This window comes from Butyrivibrio sp. AC2005 (assembly GCF_000424145.1).
Taxonomy (GTDB): Bacteria; Bacillota; Clostridia; order Lachnospirales; family Lachnospiraceae; genus Butyrivibrio.
The window spans coordinates 485,423-505,982 of the sequence record NZ_KE384138.1 but is presented as its reverse complement, the minus strand read 5'-3'; the positions used below and the strand labels follow the sequence as shown (position 1 = coordinate 505,982).

At 42.2% G+C, this 20,560-nt stretch carries 17 protein-coding genes; 15 read left to right on the top strand and 2 right to left on the bottom strand.

Features of this window, described 5'->3' with window-relative positions:
* Nucleotides 1–80 precede the first annotated feature (80 nt).
* The 10 genes from G602_RS0122270 (at nt 81) to G602_RS0122220 (ending at nt 11,203) form a co-directional block, all read left to right on the top strand.
* Nucleotides 81–1,127, top strand: a complete 1,047-nt coding sequence (locus tag G602_RS0122270) for a glycosyltransferase (RefSeq protein WP_044933116.1) — start codon at nt 81–83, stop codon at nt 1,125–1,127.
* A gap of 81 nt (nt 1,128–1,208) precedes the next feature.
* A complete protein-coding gene (locus tag G602_RS28070; protein ID WP_049945417.1) occupies nt 1,209–2,321 on the top strand; it encodes a hypothetical protein in 1,113 nt (370 codons plus the stop codon).
* A gap of 99 nt (nt 2,322–2,420) precedes the next feature.
* Nucleotides 2,421–3,482: a histidinol-phosphate transaminase gene (hisC, locus tag G602_RS0122260; protein ID WP_026661001.1), complete on the top strand. Its 1,062-nt coding sequence runs from the start codon at nt 2,421–2,423 to the stop codon at nt 3,480–3,482.
* A 207-nt stretch (nt 3,483–3,689) separates the two neighbouring features.
* On the top strand, nt 3,690–4,184 hold the full coding sequence (locus tag G602_RS0122255) for a COG2426 family protein (protein ID WP_026660999.1): 495 nt from the start codon (nt 3,690–3,692) through the stop codon (nt 4,182–4,184).
* Nucleotides 4,185–4,252: 68 nt separating this feature from the next.
* Nucleotides 4,253–5,170, top strand: a complete 918-nt coding sequence (locus tag G602_RS0122250; RefSeq protein WP_026660998.1) for a class I SAM-dependent DNA methyltransferase — start codon at nt 4,253–4,255, stop codon at nt 5,168–5,170.
* A 190-nt stretch (nt 5,171–5,360) separates the two neighbouring features.
* On the top strand, nt 5,361–6,686 hold the full coding sequence (locus tag G602_RS0122245; protein ID WP_026660997.1) for a hypothetical protein: 1,326 nt from the start codon (nt 5,361–5,363) through the stop codon (nt 6,684–6,686).
* Nucleotides 6,687–6,827: 141 nt separating this feature from the next.
* Entirely contained in the window at nt 6,828–7,694 is an 867-nt protein-coding gene (dapF, locus tag G602_RS0122240) for a diaminopimelate epimerase (protein WP_026660996.1), read from the top strand.
* Between the two features lie 155 nt (nt 7,695–7,849).
* Nucleotides 7,850–8,302, top strand: a complete 453-nt coding sequence (locus G602_RS0122235) for an ACT domain-containing protein (RefSeq protein ID WP_026660995.1) — start codon at nt 7,850–7,852, stop codon at nt 8,300–8,302.
* A gap of 69 nt (nt 8,303–8,371) precedes the next feature.
* The gene (locus G602_RS0122230) at nt 8,372–9,577 is read left to right on the top strand and encodes a homoserine dehydrogenase (protein ID WP_044933112.1); all 1,206 of its coding nucleotides are present in this window, start codon (nt 8,372–8,374) and stop codon (nt 9,575–9,577) included.
* Between the two features lie 309 nt (nt 9,578–9,886).
* Entirely contained in the window at nt 9,887–11,203 is a 1,317-nt protein-coding gene (locus G602_RS0122220) for an aspartate kinase (protein WP_026660992.1), read from the top strand.
* Between the two features lie 331 nt (nt 11,204–11,534).
* Here G602_RS0122220 and G602_RS0122215 read toward each other — a convergent pair whose 3' ends face one another.
* Nucleotides 11,535–12,290, bottom strand: a complete 756-nt coding sequence (locus tag G602_RS0122215) for a hypothetical protein (protein ID WP_026660991.1) — start codon at nt 12,288–12,290, stop codon at nt 11,535–11,537.
* A gap of 139 nt (nt 12,291–12,429) precedes the next feature.
* On the opposite strand from G602_RS0122215, the gene G602_RS0122210 reads away from it, so the two are divergent.
* The 5 genes from G602_RS0122210 to G602_RS0122190 all read left to right on the top strand — a co-directional run bounded on the left by G602_RS0122210 (nt 12,430) and on the right by G602_RS0122190 (nt 20,034).
* Nucleotides 12,430–12,939 (top strand): DUF6106 family protein, encoded by a 510-nt coding sequence (locus G602_RS0122210; RefSeq protein ID WP_081676124.1) that lies wholly within the window; start codon nt 12,430–12,432, stop codon nt 12,937–12,939.
* A gap of 13 nt (nt 12,940–12,952) precedes the next feature.
* The gene (gene guaB / locus G602_RS0122205) at nt 12,953–14,407 is read left to right on the top strand and encodes an IMP dehydrogenase (protein ID WP_026660989.1); all 1,455 of its coding nucleotides are present in this window, start codon (nt 12,953–12,955) and stop codon (nt 14,405–14,407) included.
* Between the two features lie 304 nt (nt 14,408–14,711).
* A complete protein-coding gene (locus G602_RS28065) occupies nt 14,712–17,378 on the top strand; it encodes a bifunctional diguanylate cyclase/phosphodiesterase (RefSeq protein WP_049945416.1) in 2,667 nt (888 codons plus the stop codon).
* 81 nt (nt 17,379–17,459) lie between these two features.
* Complete coding sequence (locus tag G602_RS0122195; RefSeq protein WP_026660988.1) at nt 17,460–19,121, top strand: glutamine--tRNA ligase/YqeY domain fusion protein; 1,662 nt, start codon at nt 17,460–17,462, stop codon at nt 19,119–19,121.
* A gap of 46 nt (nt 19,122–19,167) precedes the next feature.
* Nucleotides 19,168–20,034, top strand: coding sequence for a DUF2225 domain-containing protein (locus tag G602_RS0122190; protein WP_049945415.1), 867 nt, complete (start codon nt 19,168–19,170; stop codon nt 20,032–20,034).
* Between the two features lie 152 nt (nt 20,035–20,186).
* Here the strand turns inward: G602_RS0122190 and G602_RS28060 are convergent, their stop codons facing one another.
* On the bottom strand, nt 20,187–20,537 hold the full coding sequence (locus G602_RS28060) for a hypothetical protein (RefSeq protein ID WP_049945414.1): 351 nt from the start codon (nt 20,535–20,537) through the stop codon (nt 20,187–20,189).
* Nucleotides 20,538–20,560 lie beyond the last annotated feature (23 nt).

The window sequence follows — 20,560 nt, the reverse complement described above, 5'->3', positions numbered from 1 at the left end:
TTATTGACATGGCCACATGTTTTGGCTAACATATAAGTGTATAATTATCGTTATTTCGGTGATTGAGTGAGGGGCATTCTATGGTTACAGTAAGCTTATGTATGATCGTTAAGAATGAAGAAGAAAAACTTGCTACCTGTCTGGATTGTCTTAAAGACCTTGTGGACGAGATGATAATTGTCGACACCGGTTCCACGGACAAGACTATAGAAATAGCCAAGTCCTATGGGGCGAAGGTCTTTCAGTTTGAATGGACCGGAAGCTTTTCCGATGCCAGGAACTATTCTTTTGAACAGGCAACCTGTGATTTCATTTATACTGCGGATGCAGACGAGACCATAGATGAGGAAAATCGCGAGCGATTTAAGCAACTTAAGGAAGACATAGATTTGCTTGATATCGATGTGGTTCAGATGTATTACTGCAATCAGTTAAGCCACAATACGGTTTATAATTTTGATCGTGAGCTCAGACCCAAGCTTTTCAGAAGACTTCGGAAATATGTATGGCATGATCCTATACATGAGATGGTTAAGCTGGATTCTACGGTTTGCAACAGTGAAGTGGAAATTTGGCACAATCCCACAGAGGATCATGGAGAAAGAGATTTATCCGCATTCAGACGTGCTGTGAGAGAGGGCGAATACATCAGTAAACGTCTTCATAATATGTATGCCAGAGAACTCTTTATGGTTGGCACGGAGGAGGATTTCATGCTTTCCAAGGAATTCTTTGAGGAATCAATTGCTGATAACGGACGTGATCTTGATCAGATAAAGGAAGCAGCCTGCGTACTTGCACATATCGCTGTTATAGATGGGAAAACGGAGGAAATTCTGAAGTATTCACTTAAGGATCTGACCACAATTCCATCAAGTGAGATGTGCTATGAGCTTGGTAATTTCTACCGGAAGAAGGGTGACCTTGATGAGGCGATAGTATGGTATTACAATGCCGCTTATGAGACTTCGCCGATTCTTGATATACACAGGGGTGGAGATATGGCTATGCATAAGATAGCTGAATGCTACCGTGAATTGGGTAATCTCGATCTTGCGGAAGATTATGAGAACGAAGCCAACAAGTGGGAGATTCCCTCCGGAGAAAAGCAACAGGCGATTTTATAAAGATGCTTAAAGGGCAAGCTTTCCGATGTTTGAGAGCTTGCCTTTATTATTTAATGAGAAGGGGTTAAATCAAATTAGAAAATGCGAAGAATTGCAGCTATTTTATTTGGATTAACTTTATTTACAGGTGCTCTTGGGTGTGGTACGACAGAGATTGAAGGAAATGCAGGGAATCAGGTGGCAGTTCATGAGACAGAAGCAGGAAAATCATGGAAGTCCGAAGATGGCTATTTACGAAAAGCGGATAAAGTCTCACAGGGGAATTCGGTATTTGGTGAAAATAATACCGAATTTACATTGAGCGTACCGACCTGCGTAAAAAAAATTGATAATACCTGGTTTATTGTTGATTGCTATCATGACCAGATAATATATAATGATAACTGCTCGGCTCCGCTTGGAGAGTGGAAGGTGTTAACAAAGGATGTCAAGCAGCCCCACACAATAGCAGGAGATGGAAATGTTCTGCTCGTAGATGACACCGAAAATAATCGTGTTATGGTCTTTGAGAAAAAAGATGAAGTGTATGAAAACACTCAGATTTTTAATGATATAGGAAAAAGACCTCATTATACTGAGTATGATGAGGAGGAGCAGGCATTCTATGTTTTGAGCTCAGCTACAGGTGAGATATATGTTTTCAGGCATGAGGATGACAATACCGAAATGTATCTGTCTGAGATCAGGCGTGTCGGATGTGAAAATGTAGAACCCGGTGTAGATGAGATGGTTGATAATGCCAGCACCTTAAATGGGATATATATAAGGTCTTTCTATCTTGAAGGAGATTATATATATTTTGTGTCAGGTATAAAGTCTGATGGAACATCTTCCGGGATAATAAAGTGTGACAAAAGATCACTGGATATAGTAGAGCAGTATCCGGTATCTGATGAAATTGCAGGGATGGCTGCTCTAAGGCGTGACGGAGATTATTTTTACATAACCGTATCAACTGATGTAGCCGGAAGTCAGGATGCTGCTACTATGCTACGGGTAAAGGATTTAGGAGATCTTTCGGAAGGAAAATACGAAGAGATTTACAGCGCATATTTTGTAGGTGGAGGAACACCTTACAACATGAATTATATTGACGGCAGAATATATCTGACGGAGCACAGGGTTCCGGGACATTCAATATGGAGCTACAAAGTAGAAAATAACGAAGTTACGGATGTGGAAGCGTTATACTAAATGATGCATAAATATAACATTGAATTGTATATTTATACTTTGGTGTGATATTATGAACAATGTTACAAATAAGTGATTTTACAGAATCGGAGGCTGAAAATGAGTTGGGAAAAGGCAGTAAGAAGGGTTGTTCCCTATGTTCCGGGAGAACAGCCCCAGGATAAAAATATAATAAAACTTAACACAAATGAATGCCCTTATCCGCCGGCACCAGGTGTGAGAAAGCTTTTAGAGTCAATGAAGTATGAGGATATGAGATTGTATCCCGATCCTGAGGCTTCTGTCCTGGTGGATGCACTTTCAAAATACTATAGTGTACCGGAGGATCAGATTTTTGTAGGAGTGGGTTCTGATGATGTGCTGTCTATGGCTTATCTTACTTTTTTCAATTCTGATAAGCCCATTTTGTTTCCTGATATAACCTATTCCTTTTATGATGTATGGGCTGAATTATACAAGGTTCCATATAAAAAGATTCCGCTTGATGATGATTTCAGGATTAACTTTGAGGACTACTATGAAGAAAAGCATCCAAACGGAGGAGTGATAATCGCTAATCCCAATGCACCTGTTGGAATCTATGAACCTGTGAGCAAACTGGAAGAGCTCGTAAAGCATAACAGAAATTCTGTAGTCATTATAGATGAGGCATATATCGATTTTGGTGGGGAGAGCGCACTTCCTCTTATAAAAAAATATGATAACATTCTGATCGTGCAGACCTTCTCCAAATCACGTGCAATGGCAGGTATGAGAATCGGCTATGCCTTTGGATCCAAAAAACTGATTGGATATATGAAGGATGCAAAATTTTCATTCAATTCCTATACTATGAACAGGCCTTCTCTTGATTTGGGCGTTGCAGCAATAGAGGATGATGCATATTTCAAGGCTACCTGTGCAAAGATAGTTGCAACCAGGGAGCGGGTAAAGAAGGAATTGCAATCACTTGGATTCTCCTTCCCGGATTCCAAGGCGAATTTCATTTTTGCGAAACACTATAAGGTATCCGGTGAAGAGCTTTTCCTTGCGCTTAAAAAGGAAGGAATTTATGTAAGGCACTGGAGCACCGACAGAATTTACAACCATCTTAGAATAACCATCGGCACGGACGAGGAGATGGACAAACTAATAGCCTTCCTTAAGGACTACCTGTCATAGTATTCCAAAAGTCCGCCCACGATATGGGTACCGGAAATTTGTGTTTGTGTTACGCATACCATGGAGAACCGCATAAATAGAGGCTTGTTAAATAATACTTGTCGGATTAGGTTCCTTTTGGTAAAATCTTGCATTGGAGTGTTTTATATTTGTTTGTTTATTTTATTATGAACGGACAATGTGGGTTTTTTAGAAAGGCTTTAATAAATGTTTAAGAAGTATTTGATTGTGTTCTTTTGGTCTATGGTTCCGCTTTTTGAGCTTAGAGGTGCTATTCCGATAGCTCATGGAATTAAAGCGGCAACTCCTGGCTTTAATCTTTTATTAGCATACATAATTATTGCTATTGGCAATATGATCCCGATGCCTTTTATTTTCTTCTTTGCAAGAAGAATTCTTGAATGGGGAAAGGATAAGCCGATTATTGGTGGTTTCTTTAACTTCTGCCTTACTAAGGGTGAGAAGGGTGGAATGAAGCTCCAGGAAAAGGCAGGTGGCGGTCTTTATTGGGCACTGCTTCTCTTTGTAGGTATTCCTGTTCCCGGCACTGGCGCATGGACAGGTACACTTGCAGCTTCTATTCTTGATATGGATTTCAAGAAGAGTGTTATGGCAGTTATCGGAGGCATAGCTCTTGCCGGTACTATTATGGGCATTATAAGCTTTGTAACAGCCAGCGCTATCATGGGTGTTGCAGGCTGATACCCCAAACGTGTCTGGCTATTTGATCAAGAATGCATTAAAATAATCTGTAGATACAGGAGGCAATTATGGAAGCCTATACAGATTTTGCAAAAGTATATGATGAATTTATGGATGAGACCCCATATCATGATTGGGCTGCGTATATATCGCGGCTCATTTCAGGATATGGGATTTCTGTTCCTTATAAGAAAACTGGAGAAGATTCAGAGATTGCGGCTGAAGCAGATTCGGACTATGAGGAGTCCGCTGGCGGCGAGGAGGATAGGGAAAAGCTTCTGTTACAGGAGAAGAACCTGGTGGTTGAGCTTGGTTGCGGAACAGGGAGCTTTACCGAGGAGATGGCTAAGCTTGGCTATGACATGATAGGAATTGATAATTCCGGAGATATGCTTGGAATTGCCAGAAGCAAGATGGAGAAGGCAGGTCTTGATATCATGTACCTCGAACAGGATATGTGTGATATGGATCTTTTCTGTACCGCGGGAACAATTGTGAGTGTATGTGACAGCATCAATTATCTTATTGAGGATGAGCAGATAAGGAAGACCTTTACAAAGGTTAATAACTACCTGTATCCGGGCGGACTTTTCCTGTTTGATTTCAATACTCTTCATAAGTACAGGGATGTAATCGGCAATGTAACTATTGCTGAGAACAGAGAGGACTGCAGTTTTATCTGGGAAAATTTCTTTGATGTTGATACTAATATAAATGAGTATGATCTTACTTTGTTTGTGAAGAAGGATGTGCGAGGTTCTGATAATAAGGTCGGAGAGGGTATACATGATTCCGGTGACGAGCTATTTGAGAGATCGATAGAAACACATCTCCAAAGGGGGTATACTCTGGATGAAATGAGACAGTTTGTCGAACAGTCCGGCATGACCTTTATTACTGCAATTGATGCAGACACTCATGAGGAGCCCACTGAGGAGAGTGAGAGAATTTACGTGCTTGCCAGGGAGCATGGGAAGAATTTATAGATTCCTGCCTTGAATGAAAAACAATAATTTATAAATAAAATCTAAATATTATATGCGTGTCCTAAAATGTCGATGACATTTTTGTGACACGCATCTTTTTTGTCTTTATGGATGATATAATGACAGCACAAAGAACCCGAAGTACTGTGGGGGAAGCATTTCCCGCACTGCCACAAAAAGGAGTGCGCATATGAAAAAAAGGATTTTTGCAAGCATACTTATTTTACTGATTACTGTTTCACTTTTGCCGGTTACAGCTTTTGCAGCTGATAATACAGAAGCAATGTATACAGAGGACTTTGAGAGAGCCACTGATTATGCAAAATATGCAGCAAACAATGATTCACTTAAAGAGAGTCTTATTTGGATAGAAGGAAAAGCAATTGATTTTGATAATGTTTCCAAATCTATTATTGTGAAGACTGCTGAAGGTAACTGGGCAGCTTACTGCGGCGCCGGTGGTACAAGTAATTACTGGTCGCTGGTGCAGGAGGCTGTAGGAAAGGATGTCCGTGTATTTGGAAAATACAATGGCGTTAATCCTGATTTAAGGCTTCCTGAGATAGATTTTATTCAGAGTGATATCTATGCGCATGCTTTCAGACTTGAGACATCAGATAATGATTTTAGAATCTCTTATCCTGATTATGCGTTAGAGGTTCCTGCATTAGATAATGAAAATACATATGGGGATCTGACCTTTAAGGATTCCACAAAGCTTATAAAAAATGAGGATGCCGATACACTTTTCTACTACTTTACTCCGGATATTCCTGCTTTTATGCTGATTCATGCGGAGAAGCTGACAGGCTCTGACTATGACAATATGAGCGATGAGGAAATTCTCGACTATTTCGAAGAATACTACAACAGGAATTCAAAGTATGTGGTAAGAAAAGACAGAGCCAATATTGGTGGAACGCAGGGCATTGTGTGCGAATCATCCTTTATGGATGCAAGTATGCCAAGCAGTATGTGTCTGTATTGCTATATGACTATCATTGACCGCAATTATTACTATTTTGGTTTCACGCAGCCGTATCTTGCATCGGAGACAGTGAAGAGATTTATCCCTGCAATGCTTGCTGACGCAAAATATCAGGGAAGTTCGGCTACGCCTACTTCGCAGAATGATGATGGACCTATGACAGAGGTTGAAACTGAACCCACAACTACAGGAAATACAGAACCGACAACTTCAGGAAATACTGCGCCTAAGGCAGAGGATGCCAAAAAGGTTCCGTCACTTCAGGAAGTTATAGGACATTATACGATGACCATTGAGATAATAAGTTCTACCGGTGAAACCAGAAAGGAGACCGGAGAAAATGTCCTTTGGACTGAGAAAGAGCTTCAAGGATATGATGAGAGCACAGGAGTATGCACTCTTGTGGAAGATAATTTTGTGGCGGTTATAACCTTCGAATATGATAAGGATGGGAACATTGTATGTCATGGATCCTTGACATCAGGTGAGAACTTCGGCTCTGTGATAGGAAAGAAAACATCCGACTAAAAAAGACCTTTTTCTGAACGAGCGAAACATTTGGGCAGAAGGCTCCGGGCGAGTATAGTCCGGGGCTTTCATTTTCTTTTGACATATAAAAATAATAGTGGGTATAATCATTTATATACTAATGATTGGAGACCTGATTTTATGCACTTCACTAAAATGCATGGCTGTGGTAATGATTATATCTATATCGATGGCAGCAAGGAAAAAGTTGAAAAAGAAGATAAGCCGGATCTTGTAAAGCTCCTTAGTGACAGACATTTCGGTGTTGGAGGAGACGGTGTAATTTTCATAAATAAATTCGAAGATGACCTGGCTGACTTCGAGATGGAGATGTACAATGCGGATGGTTCTTATTCCGAGATGTGCGGAAACGGAATTCGATGCGTGGCAAAATTCGTCTATGATAAGGGACTTACTGATAAGAAAAAGCTCCGCATAGTAAGCGGAGGAAGAGTGAGAATCCTCGATCTTAAGACTGAAGACGATATAGTTACGAGCGTACGGGTAAATATGGGTGCACCTATACTTGCGCCTGCAGAGATCCCGGTTTCACTGCCGGATGCGAGAGCAATGGCTGCAAAGCAGGTGGTAAACTATCCGATAAAGGTTTTGGACAGAGAGTATTCAATTACCTGTGTGTCCATGGGTAATCCGCACGCTGTTGTTTTCCTGAACAGAGGTGTTGATATTGACACACTTGACCTTGAAAAGATAGGACCAAGGTTTGAGCGCCATGCGTTCTTCCCTAAGGGCATCAATACGGAATTTGTGACTATCGATGACAGGGAGAATGTTCATATGCGTGTTTGGGAACGTGGTACAGGTGAGACGCTGGCCTGCGGAACGGGATGCTGCGCTACAGTAGTGGCATGTGTATTGAACGACCATACCTCTGACAACATAACGGTACATGTCAGGGGCGGAGAAATAAAATGTAAATGGGACAGGGAAGAAAATGTGGTTTATATGACCGGTCCTGCGACAACGGTATTTGAAGGAGATGTGTAATGCATCTCCTTTTACAATTTAATTTGCTAAAGTGCTTGCGTTAAAATCTGTTCTGTGATAATATCGTTCATGGACGTACAAATGTCCGCGGTACAAGAACAAATATCGCATATGTCTTTCCATGGACATCTTAAATATTTCATGAGGAACAGAATATGAAGGAAGAGACAGCGTACTACGTGCTGAAAAAGCAGGCAGTTCCTGAAGTTTTGCTAAAGGTCCTTGAAGCCAAGAAGCTTTTGGATACAGGGAAATGCAAAACGGTTAATGAGGCTTCGGAGCGCCTGGGGATCAGTCGTAGTTCTTTTTACAAATATAAAGATGATATCTATGAATTTCACGATAGTCTACAGGGCACAACCCTGACACTCAATTTGCAGATGGATGATGAGCTTGGAGTGCTGTCTGATGTTTTGAAAATAATATCGGGATGCGGAGCAAATATCCTGACGGTGCATCAGGCCATACCCTATAACGGGGTTGCGGCACTGTCGGTAGGAATACAGGTTTTGCCGACTACAAGCGATATGGCAGATATGATTGGAAAATTGAAGTCTTCGCCACGTGTACATAATGTACAGATTATTGGCAGAAGCGCAGAAGTGTAAGTTGTAAATACTCAGCCGGTTTTATCTGGCTTGGTTTATGGAAAAATTTATCTACAGGAGGAAGTCAAAATGACAAAGATTGCAGTATTGGGGTACGGCACAGTGGGAAGCGGTGTCGCAGAAGTTCTGGATGTAAACGCAGAACATGTTGAGGACAGCGCAGGTGACAAGGTAGAGATTAAATACATACTGGATCTTCGCGATTTCCCCGGAGATAAGCATGAAGATAAAGTGATTCACGATTTTGAAGTGATCGTGAGCGATCCTGAAGTCGAGGTAATATGTGAAACTATGGGAGGAATTGAGCCGGCTTTCACTTTTTCCAAGAAGGCGCTTGAGAGCGGAAAGAGCGTGTGCACTTCCAACAAGGAGCTCGTTGCAGCTCACGGACCTGAGCTTGTTGAGCTTGCTAAAAAGAACAACGTAAGCTACCTGTTTGAGGCAAGTGTAGGCGGCGGAATTCCGGTGCTTCGCTCTATGAACGATTCTATCCGTCATGAGAGACTTGATTCTATCACAGGAATCTTAAACGGAACAACAAACTATATTCTGACCAAGATGGATCAGGAAGGTGCTGATTTTGACAGCGTATTAAAGGTTGCTCAGGATAAGGGCTACGCTGAGAGAAATCCCGAAGCTGATATTGAAGGTCATGATGCGTGCAGAAAGACTGCAATCCTTGCTTCCATAATGAGTGGTCAGTTTGTTAAGCACGAGGATATCTATACAGAAGGAATTACCAAGATTACCGGTGAGGATTTCGAGTATGCCAGAGAGCTTCATATGGCAATCAAGCTTCTTGGAAGCTGCAAGCGAGAGGATGGAAAGTTCTTTGCAATGGTTGCTCCTTTCCTTATTCCTTTTGATGAGGCACTTGCAAATGTAAACGGCGTATTTAATGCAATCAATGTTCACGGCAACATGCTCGGTGATGTAATGTATTACGGTAAGGGAGCAGGAAAAAAGGCTACAGCTTCAGCTGTTGTTGCGGATGTCATTGATATTGTCCGTCACAAGGGCAAGCATATCGACTGGAATATGAAAAATGTTCCCGCTGAAGTTGCTTCTATAAATGATGACGTCAGAAACTTCTTTGTAAGATGCGATGCTGCCGGAGAGAGCAGTGCACGTGAGCTTTTCGGAGATATAAAGGAAGTAGTCTGCAGTAAGGTTAACGGTGAGTTTGCATTTGTATCACCTGAGATGTCAGAGCGCGATTTTGCAGAGAAATTTGAGAAGCTTAGCGGCGCTAAGGGATATTTGAGATTATTGTGATAATAAGCCCTCATCCGGTGCTTTGCGCCACCTGTCTTCGCTTCGGTCCGCGCTGAACAATCGTCCCCCGGACGATTAGCGCCCCAAAGGGGGAAGGCAAAAAACAAAAGCATTCCCCAAAGGGGGAAGGCAAAAAAACAAAAGCATTCCCCTTGGGGGGAAGGCAAAAAACAAAAGCATTCCCCTTGGGGGGAAGGCAAAAAACAAAAGCATTCCCCAGAGGGGGAAGGCAAAAAACAAAAGCCTTCCCCTTGGGGGGAAGGTGTCAGCGAAGCTGACGGATGAGGGGAAAAATAGAGGAGTGAAAAAATGAAAGTAGTAAAATTCGGTGGTAGTTCCTGTGCAGATGCGAAGCAGTTTGAGAAGGTAGCCAATATTATCAAGGCTGACAAGGAGCGCAGATATGTTGTAGTATCCGCTCCCGGAAAAAGAACAAACCTTGATACCAAGGTTACTGATATGCTTTATCAGTGCTACGAGCTTGCGGAAAAAGGCAAGGACTTTACAAAGGAGCTTGCTGCAATCGAGGCAAGATTCAATGAGATAATAAAGGGCCTTAAGTTAAAGATTACTTTGAAGGAAGAGTTTGTAGAGATTGAAAAGAACTTTAAGGCTAAGGCGGGAAGCGACTACGCTGCTTCAAGAGGTGAGTTCTTAAATGGTAAGATCATGGCCAATTATCTTGGCTTTGAGTATATCGATCCTGCAGAGGTAGTGCTTTTTGATGAGGATGGAAGCTTTGATGCTGAAATTACAAACCGCAGAATGGCTAAGCGCCTTGCAGGTGTTGAGCACGCTGTTATTTCAGGTTTCTACGGTGCTTATGAAGATGGAAAGATCAAGACCTTTTCAAGAGGCGGTTCAGATATAACAGGTTCTATCATTGCTAGAGCGATTCATGCAGATGTATATGAGAACTGGACAGATGTTTCCGGTTTCCTTGTTGCAGATCCCAGAATCATTGACAGACCTGCTCCGATTGAGACAATCACTTATACAGAGCTTCGAGAGCTTGCTTACATGGGCGCTTCTGTTCTCCATGAGGATGCGATCTTCCCAGTAAGAAAAGAAGGCATTCCGATAAACATCAGAAATACCAACAGACCTGAGGACAGCGGAACCTGGATCGTTGAATCAACAGCAAAGAAATCCAAATACACAATCACAGGTGTTGCCGGAAAGAAAGGCTTTTGCTGTGTGAATATCCTTAAGGATATGATGAACTCAGAGGTTGGATTTGTAAGAAAGGTTCTTCAGGCCTTTGAGGACCAGAATATTTCAATCGAGCATGTTCCTTCAGGAATTGATACTATGACAGTGTTCGTTGCACAGGATGAATTCATTGACAAGGAGCAGGCAGTTGTTTCAGAAATTCACAGACTTGCAAAACCCGATCTTCTTGAGATTGAGTCAGATCTTGCGCTTATTGCAGTCGTTGGACGCGGTATGAAGAGACAGCGCGGAACTGCAGCACGAATCTTCTCAGCACTTGCTCATATGAACGTAAACTGCCGTATGATCGACCAGGGTTCATCAGAGCTTAACATCATCATCGGTGTTGAGAACCGTGATTTCGAAAAAGCTATCAAAGCCATTTACGATATCTTCGTAATGACCCAGTTGTAAAAAGGACGGCGCCGGGACATACATTTGTTAGTGCTTGTTTGGTCTGCGCGGTGATTTTCTAAAATAAAAAAGCAGTGGAAGCACTCCTTTCGACGTTGCTCAAAGAAGTCGTGCTTCCACTGTTTTTTATTTTAAAAATCATCCTGCTCGTCCGAGAACTACGCATTTCCAAATGTATGTCCCGGCGCCTGTTTGTTCAGACAATATGTGATCTTTGTACGTTAGGATGGTCAGATATCTTAACGGGTTTGTGGGTCAAGGAAAAGTACATATATCTGAATGGAATTTATGAGTTGGTACTAAGTATAATAATGGTTATGTGAATCAGGGCTTAATTGAGCAAAAAGTTTATAAAGTCCTTGGCCATGTCTGTGCGTTCGCTGGCGGTTACAATGCCAATGTAGGCGGGTTCGCCTGGGTAGTACTCGAGCTCATCAAGGTGAGCATTGTTTTCGAGTTTTATTCCTACGGGAATAAGATTGGCTTTTTCTGATTCATCGGGATTTTCAATAATGTTGTTGGTCGCGGGAGCTGTAGTCTCTACATCCATGCTCTCTGCATCGTCCTTCTTTTCAAAGGTGGCAGGATCTGCGTAGATAACTTTGTCTCCGAGAGCTGCCAGTTCATCTTCTGTGAAAAATAAACGCAGGTCCTGAAAAATTTCATTTCCTATATAATTATTGAAAATCGCTTCATCTGCCATGATGATGTCCAGGTCTCTTGCTGCGATCATTGCGTAAATTCGCTCTGAATTGGCAATTGTGTACTGGTCGGGATTGTTAAGGTCAATGGTGGAAGAAGCATCGATTGATACAACATACTTTGAGGTATCTATTTTCGCATACTCTTCGAAATCTGCTTTTAAAGTGCCGGATTCCTGCATGCTTGCTGTGTTTATGAAGGTACAGGAAAGAGCATAGGGCTTCTGGCCGATAATGTCTTTTGCCATTGAAACTATAGCAATTATCGCGATTATAGCGACGATAACGTGAATTTTGTAGTAATCCCAAAAATAATCCCAGTGAGCTTTGAACCCCATCCCTTTCAGGGCCTGCCACTGGTTGTGTTTTTCTTCGTTGATATTCATTTTTACTTCACCTCTTAATTTACTGGAAACTCTCACTCGCAAAAAACTTTTTTTATTAAGTTGTGTAAGCATTCTTGACGAGAGTTTACAGTTAATATATCATAACGTTTAAAAAATATGAAAGGAAAAATGCAAAAAAATGATGAATGACAATAGTTACGTCGAAGTTCTTGTTGCCAGAAAATCTCAGCCACTTATGGTTTTTCTTAAGTATCTGACAATTATTTTGGCAGTATGTTCTTTCCTTCTGGGATTTCTTTCTGGAAACATCATTTTCATGATTCTGTTTGTTGCGTTTGGGGTGGGGGTATATTTTGCAAATCTCAATGCTTCTATAGAATATGAATATCAGTACTGTGAACGCGAGATAACAGTAGACAAGATTCTTAACAAAAGTAAGAGAAAAAGAGTAGCAACATTCGAAGCAGAGCGCATGGAAGTGCTTGCGCCGTCTAAGTCCTACCATCTGGACGAATATCGTAATAAAGACAACTACAGATTGCTTGATTTTTCATCCGGAGAAGAACAGCAGCCGGATGTTACTTATACTATGTATTATGATGGCAGAGAAAAAGTTGTTTTCGAGCCTACAAGAGAAATGGTTGAAGCTGTAAAAAACATTGCACCTCGTAAAGTATTTATGGACTAAAAAGGAGAAAAAAATGGGACAGATTATTGGCGAAGGAATTACTTTTGATGACGTACTCTTGGTTCCGGCATATTCACAGGTTGTGCCGAACATGATAGATGTAAGCACACATCTTACAAAGAAGCTTAAGCTCAACATCCCCATGATGAGTGCCGGTATGGATACAGTAACAGAACACCGCATGGCTATCGCTATGGCACGTCAGGGGGGTATCGGAATCATCCATAAAAACATGTCAATCGAAGCTCAGGCTGATGAGGTTGACAAGGTTAAGAGATCTGAAAACGGCGTCATCACAGATCCTTTTTCTCTTTCACCAGATCATACGCTTGCTGACGCAGACGCACTGATGGCAAAGTTCCGTATTTCAGGTGTGCCGATCACAGAGGGCAGAAAGCTGGTTGGTATCATCACAAACCGTGATCTTAAGTTCGAGACTAATTTCGATCAGAAGATCAGAGAGGCAATGACAAGTGAAAATCTTGTAACTGCTAAGGCAGGAATCACACTTGAAGAGGCTAAGCAGATCCTTGCAAAGTCCAAGAAGGAAAAGCTTCCTCTTGTAGATGATAACTACAATCTTGTAGGACTTATTACTATTAAAGATATTGAGAAGACCATTAAATATCCTCTTTCAGCTAAGGATGACCAGGGAAGACTTCTCTGCGGTGCAGGTGTAGGAATCAGTGCCAACGTACTTGACCGTGTAGGTGCACTTGTTGATGCTAAGGTTGACTGTGTAGTTCTTGATTCTGCACACGGACATTCAGAGAACGTTCTTAAGTGCCTCAGAATGATCAAGGAAAAGTTCCCGGATCTTCAGGTTGTTGCAGGAAATGTTGCTACAGCAGCTGCTACAAAGGCTCTCATCGAGTCTGGCGCTGATGCTGTTAAGGTTGGTATCGGTCCCGGATCAATCTGCACAACACGTGTAGTTGCAGGTATCGGTGTTCCTCAGGTATCAGCAATAATGGATTGCTACTCAGTAGCAAGAGAGTATGGTATCCCGATCATAGCAGACGGTGGTATCAAGTACTCAGGAGATATCACAAAGGCTATCGCAGCAGGCGGAAGCGTTGTCATGATGGGTTCAATGTTTGCAGGTTGTGATGAAGCTCCCGGTGAGTTTGAGCTTTTCCAGGGTAGAAAATATAAGGTATATCGTGGAATGGGTTCAATTTCAGCTATGGAGAACGGTTCCAAGGATCGTTACTTCCAGGAGGGTGCTAAGAAGCTTGTTCCCGAGGGCGTTGAAGGCCGTGTTGCTTATAAGGGAACTGTTGAAGACACAGTATTCCAGCTTATCGGCGGACTCAGAGCAGGAATGGGCTATTGTGGATGCGAGACAATCCCGCTTCTCAATGAAAATGGTAAGTTTATTAAGATGACAAGCGCTGCACTTAGAGAGAGCCATCCTCATGATATTCATATCACTAAGGAAGCTCCTAACTACAGCGTAGATGAGTGATCTCCTCATCCGTCAGCTTCGCTGACACCTTCCCCCCAAGGGGAAGGCAAGGATTTGTGCGGATGGTTATACTGCCTTCCCAAGGGAGGCAGTAGATTGTATATTGTCATCCCAAGGGAGGCAGTAGATTGTATATTGTCATCCCAAGGGAGGCAGTAGATTGTATATTGCCTTCCCCTTGGGGGGAAGGTGGCGCGAAGCGCCGGATGAGGGGAAGAGAAATCTTCCTCTTTTTTCATATCTATAATTTAAATAGTGTTATAATAGTTATTAATATCAAAAAATCGTAAGGAGATTACAGCTCTTGGAGTCAGGCAGCAAAAGAACTTCCGGTAATTACATAAAGCTCAAGGAAAAGGAACTCCGAAGATGGCAGGACAGTTTTGCCACTATGGCAGGAGTATATTTATGCTGTCTTGATATGACGGGGGAGAAAATCACCGATTTTTCCGGAGACATGCACGAAGTCTCCGTTATAAAAAAAGCGGTGGATGATATTCACATCAGAAATATTTTTCAGAGGGTAACTGAGGGTGAACTTGAGGACCAGGCGGTTGAGAGAACGACTATCCCCAACCTGAGAGTGGCTGCTGTTGCAGCTAAGCTTGAAGGGAATGCACAGCTTGTATGGATTGTTTGTGCTGTATTAAAGGATGCGGAGTACGAGCCTGACCTGTACACAGAGTCGCCTATCACAGATTTTTCATATATTACAAACGAAAAGAAATTCTATAATTCACTTGATTTTCTTAGAGTGACTTCACTGACTCTTGTTAAGGGCTATAAGTCCGTGAATCAGGCAGCAGCTTCTACAGCTGAGAACTTTAAGAGGTCCGAGGACTTCAAGGTGTCCTTCCACAGGGCAGAGCTTATGACGGATATAGTGTCGCTTCTTGATAGTGATGATGAAATTGAGGATATTATGACGCAGATTCTTATGAAGGTCTGCGAATATCTTGATATCAGCAACTCCTTCATCTGTCGCATGCACTCAGAGGATAATCTTATGGATGTTGTTGTGCAATGGACAGCTGACGGAGTGTACAGAATCTTCGAGGAAGATAAGGATCTTGACCGGTGCTGGTTCCTGGGAAGGACTCACATGGTAGCTGTTTCTCCGAGTACGGCAATGAATTCCGGAGAGAAGGAGCAGCTTGAGGATCTTGGAATACAGGGTGTTGTTTCCGTACCGATTTCCTTATCTGATCAGACTCCTTTTTATGCCTGCTTTGCTGAGACCAGAGAGGATAAACGGAACAAGGACTGGGTTGTGGATGACATCAAGTTCATCAACGACTCCATAAGAATTCTGCAGAGCATCATAACGAAGAGACTTCAGAAGAATTCAATCGCAAGCTCTTTCCAGTCACTCGAATCCGTTCTTGATAATGTGGGAAGTTCAATTTATGTGCGATGCATGAAAACAGATGAGCTTCTTTTTGCAAACAGAAGTCTGAAAAAGCATTTTGCAAAGGAACTTCAGAAAAATACATTAAAGGAACTTTTTGAGGAAAATATACCTCCGCGCTCACATAGCGGAAACTACGAGATTTATTATGAAGAAAAGGACCGCTGGTTCGACCTTTACTATACCCGCATAAAGTGGGTGGACGGAAGGCTTGTTTCACTCTGTGCTATTTATGAGATTACTGAAAAGAAGATATACCAAAAGCGTATAGAGCAGCAGGCATATACTGACTTTTTGACAGGACTCTATAACAGACTTTGCTGTGAGAGAGACCTGGTCAGCTATGTGGAAAAAGCGAAAAAAAATAATTCCAAAGGCATGCTCATGTATCTTGATCTTGATGATTTCAAGAAAATAAATGACGGCCTCGGACATCAGTACGGTGATATTCTCCTGCAGGATATATCTGCAGCAATCAAGAATATTGATGGTGTTCAGAATTCGTGCTACAGAATGGGCGGAGATGAGTTTGTAATAATTGTTCCACCGGAGAATTATCACAAGCTTGATAACATTCTTGAGGAAATAAGGCGTGCCTTTGCTACGCCCTGGTACTTAAAGGATGGCGATTATTACTGCACAATGAGTATGGGTACCGTCGAGTTTCCTACTGCGGGAGATACAGTCGAGGAACTGATCAGAAAATCCGACATTGCAATGTATGAAGCCAAGAAGTCCGGTAAGAACAGGATTTCACAGTATTCGGAGAATATAGATGCGTCGACCATAAGACGACTTGATATGGAAAAAGCCATGTACAAGGCGGTAGAGGATGGTTGCAGGGAATTTACCGTAAAGTATCAGCCCATGCTTGATATTAAGGGGAAGACACCAAAGCTGGTTGCATTTGAAGCTTTTGTAAGATGGAACAGTAAGATTTTGGGAAAGGTGAGCCCTTCGGAGTTCATTTCGCTTGCAGAGTACCTGGGACTTATAAATCCTATCGGTGAGCATGTCTTCCGCGAGGCTGCAAAGTGCTGCGGAATCTGGAGTAAGAAATTAAAGAGAAAGCTTAACGTACATGTAAACATGTCGGTGGTACAGCTGATGCAGCCGGATATTTCGGAAAAATTAAAATCTGCCGTTGAGGAAGCAGGCATAAAGCCCGAGCAGCTGATACTTGATGTTACGGAAGCGCTTACCATGAATAACACCGAGCGTACAAAGGGCGCAATGGAAAAAATATGTGAGCTGGGAGTAAGGCTTTCGCTTGATGATTTCGGAACCGGCTACAGTTCTATAAGCGGACTTAGAGCACTTCCCTTTGCTGCTGTCAAGGTGGATAAGACAATATCCTCAGAACTTGGAAACGAGGAGTATGCAAGATCGCTCATCCTTTCTCTTATGGATCTCTCCGGAGCTCTTGGCGCAAATGTGTGTGTGGAAGGAGTTGAGAACGAGGCTCAGGAAAAGATTCTAAAGGAGCTTAAGGTACCGCTTGTTCAGGGAACATATTACGACGGCCCCATGACTGCGGGAGAGTTTGAGAAAAAATATATTTGATGATAGAATATATTTTGTATAAGTGTGCAATAGCATCTGTTGAGGGGAATATAACAAATTAGAAAGTTGGAATTATAAGACATGTCAGAAGAATCAAGAAATTTTATTGAACAGGAAATTGATAAAGACCTGAAAGAGGGAGTATACGATCACGTTGTAACAAGATTCCCTCCGGAGCCGAATGGCTTTTTACATATAGGACACGCAAAGAGTATTCTCTTAAACTACGGACTTGCCAAGGAATATAATGGAAAGTTCAACATGAGATTTGATGATACCAATCCCACCAAGGAAAAATCAGAATTCATGGATGCTATCATCGAAGACGTGAAGTGGCTTGGCGCTGATTATGAGGACAGACTTTTCCATGCATCTGATTACTTTGATAAGATGTATGAGAATGCTGTTAAGCTTATAAAAAATGGTAAGGCTTATGTTTCCGAGCTCACAGCGGAAGAGATGCGTGAGTACAGAGGAACTCTTACAGAGCCAGGAAAAAATGATCCCAACAGGGACAGAAGCGTGGAAGAAAACCTTCGCCTTTTCGAAGAGATGAAGAGCGGTAAGGTTGAAGATGGTGCAATGACCTTAAGAGCTAAGATTGATATGGCATCACCTAATATCAACATGCGTGATCCGATCATCTACAGAGTTGCACACATGACACATGCACGCACCGGCGACAAGTGGTGCATTTATCCGATGTACGATTTTGCTCATCCTATCGAGGATGCGGAAGAAGGCATTACACATTCTATCTGCACACTTGAGTTCGAGGATCACAGACCTTTATATGACTGGGTTAAGATTGAGTGCGGATATGAGAATCCTCCGCGCCAGATTGAATTTGCAAAGCTTTACCTGCAGAATGTGGTGACAGGTAAGAGATATATCAAGAAGCTTGTTGAAGACGGAATAGTTGACGGATGGGATGATCCGAGACTTGTTTCAATAGCTGCACTCAGACGCCGCGGTTTCACACCCGAGTCTATTCAGAAGTTCGTAGAACTCTGCGGAATCAGCAAGGCTAATTCCACAGCTGATTATGCTATGCTCGAGTATTGTATCCGTGAGGATCTTAAGCCTAAGGCTAAGAGAATGATGGCTATTCTTGATCCGGTTAAGCTTATCATTGATAACTATCCGGAGGGACAGACAGAGATGCTTCCTATTGAGAATAACAAGGAGGCACCGGAGCTTGGTTCAAGAGAGATTCCTTTTGGCAGAGAGCTCTGGATCGAGCGTGAGGACTTCATGGAGGAACCTCCGAAGAAGTATTTCAGACTCTTCCCCGGTAACGAAGTCAGACTGATGAATGCATACTTCGTAACCTGCACCGGTTGTGTTAAGGATGAAAATGGAGTGGTTACTGAAATCCACTGCACATATGATCCCGCAACCAAAGGAGGTGACAGCCCCGATGGCAGAAAGGTAAAGGGAACAATCCACTGGGTTTCCGCTGAGAAATGTGGTGAGGCAGAGGTTCGCCTCTATGAAAATATTATTGATGAGGAAAAGGGTGTTTATAACGAGGACGGCTCACTGAACTTAAATCCTAATTCCATCACAGTAATTAAGAATGCAAAGCTTGAGCCCGAGCTTATGGAAGCAAAGGCTTACGATAAATTCCAGTTTGTGAGAAACGGATTCTTCTGTGTTGACAGCAAGGATTCAAAGGACGGAGCGCCTGTTTTCAACCGCATAGTTTCTCTTAAGAGTTCTTTTGTATTGCCCAAACAGTAATCTATAGCTTTATGTCATTACAAAATCATAAATGAGGGGTGTTATCATGGGATTTTTGGATGGTTTAAAAAAGTTTGGTCTTAGTGCATTAGAAAATGAAGAGCTGTATGAGGATCCTAAAAAGAAAGCGGAGGAACAACAGCAGAAAAAGAATGCTGTTGTTATAGACGAAGCGTCATTGCTTTTTGATAAAAAATACACCTGTCCTATTTGTGATTATGATTTTTCTGCTAAGACTTTAAGAACGGGAAAAGTAAGAATGAAAAGGCAGGATATCGACCTTCGGCCTGTGTATGAGGAGATGGACCCCGTTAAATACGAAGTAGTAACCTGTCCCGAGTGCGGATATTCGATATTGGCAAAGAACTTTGGTAATCTGACCAAGTTTCAGATCGATGAGGTAAAAAGTAAGATAAGCGCCAATTATAGGAAGCAGACCTTTGGGACTAATACCTACAGCTATGAAGATGCCCGCGCCCGCTATGAGCTGGCCATTGCGACAGCTATAGTAAAAAAAGCCAAAAATTCCGAAAAAGCGTATCTGTGTCTGAAAATGGCATGGCTGGTCAGAGGAGAGACGGAACATCTTGATCCCGAAGCACCTGATTATGCGGAGAAAAAGAAAGCGAATGAGGCTGAGGAAAAGGATCTTCTGCGTAAAGCTCTTGATGGTTTTACACTTGCCAGGCAGTCGGAAAGTCAGATTGCGGGAATGGATGAGACTACAACCGATTATCTGATGGCAGCAATCGCCTTGGAGATTGATGATTTTGACCTCGCCAGCAGGATGATCTCGGGTATCATCGGATCGAGAACAGCCAACCCCAGAATAAAGGATAAGGCACACGATCTTAAAGATATGCTTGCTGAAAAAAAGAAAAGAGTAGTGCCTGCTGCTTCGACATCCGAATAATATTCGTAAATGATTCAAGAGTGATTTTATAGAGAGATTGATAATATCAAAAAAAGTCCTCCGCTATATATGTGATTTCAAGCGATTATAGCATTGTTAACGAGCGCGAAATCACATATATAGCGGAGGACGTATTTATAAATTGTTGATTCTTATATAGCTCCGTCCATTTTCTTCAAATCGCTGATGTCATCATCCTCATCATCATCGAAGAATTCCTCGGTCTTATCAGGAGCGGGATCTGTTTCATCAGAAGAAGTTTCGCTGTCTTCTTTGCTGTCTTCCTCTTCCTCGTCTGAAGAATTGCTAAGATTTACATAGCGGCGACCCCATGGTCCGTTGGCATCATCATCTTCGAAATCATCGAATTCATCATAATCTTCAAATTCATCGAAATCGTCAGCCAGTTCGGAATCTTTTTGAGTGAGATAATAATAAACACCTGCAGCGGCAGCGCCAATAGCGGCTGCAAATAATACTACTTTACCAAAATGTTTAGACATATTGTCTCCCTTCATAATGAAAA

Bases quoted from the DNA above. Each gene is read 5' to 3' on its own strand.
- G602_RS0122270 (WP_044933116.1), top strand. From the start codon at position 81: ATGGTTACAGTAAGCTTATGTATGATCGTTAAGAATGAAGAAGAAAAA.
- G602_RS28070 (WP_049945417.1), top strand. From the start codon at position 1,209: ATGCGAAGAATTGCAGCTATTTTATTTGGATTAACTTTATTTACAGGT.
- hisC (WP_026661001.1), top strand. From the start codon at position 2,421: ATGAGTTGGGAAAAGGCAGTAAGAAGGGTTGTTCCCTATGTTCCGGGA.
- G602_RS0122255 (WP_026660999.1), top strand. From the start codon at position 3,690: ATGTTTAAGAAGTATTTGATTGTGTTCTTTTGGTCTATGGTTCCGCTT.
- G602_RS0122250 (WP_026660998.1), top strand. From the start codon at position 4,253: ATGGAAGCCTATACAGATTTTGCAAAAGTATATGATGAATTTATGGAT.
- G602_RS0122245 (WP_026660997.1), top strand. From the start codon at position 5,361: ATGAAAAAAAGGATTTTTGCAAGCATACTTATTTTACTGATTACTGTT.
- dapF (WP_026660996.1), top strand. From the start codon at position 6,828: ATGCACTTCACTAAAATGCATGGCTGTGGTAATGATTATATCTATATC.
- G602_RS0122235 (WP_026660995.1), top strand. From the start codon at position 7,850: ATGAAGGAAGAGACAGCGTACTACGTGCTGAAAAAGCAGGCAGTTCCT.
- G602_RS0122230 (WP_044933112.1), top strand. From the start codon at position 8,372: ATGACAAAGATTGCAGTATTGGGGTACGGCACAGTGGGAAGCGGTGTC.
- G602_RS0122220 (WP_026660992.1), top strand. From the start codon at position 9,887: ATGAAAGTAGTAAAATTCGGTGGTAGTTCCTGTGCAGATGCGAAGCAG.
- G602_RS0122215 (WP_026660991.1), bottom strand. From the start codon at position 12,290: ATGAATATCAACGAAGAAAAACACAACCAGTGGCAGGCCCTGAAAGGG.
- G602_RS0122210 (WP_081676124.1), top strand. From the start codon at position 12,430: ATGATGAATGACAATAGTTACGTCGAAGTTCTTGTTGCCAGAAAATCT.
- guaB (WP_026660989.1), top strand. From the start codon at position 12,953: ATGGGACAGATTATTGGCGAAGGAATTACTTTTGATGACGTACTCTTG.
- G602_RS0122195 (WP_026660988.1), top strand. From the start codon at position 17,460: ATGTCAGAAGAATCAAGAAATTTTATTGAACAGGAAATTGATAAAGAC.
- G602_RS0122190 (WP_049945415.1), top strand. From the start codon at position 19,168: ATGGGATTTTTGGATGGTTTAAAAAAGTTTGGTCTTAGTGCATTAGAA.
- G602_RS28060 (WP_049945414.1), bottom strand. From the start codon at position 20,537: ATGTCTAAACATTTTGGTAAAGTAGTATTATTTGCAGCCGCTATTGGC.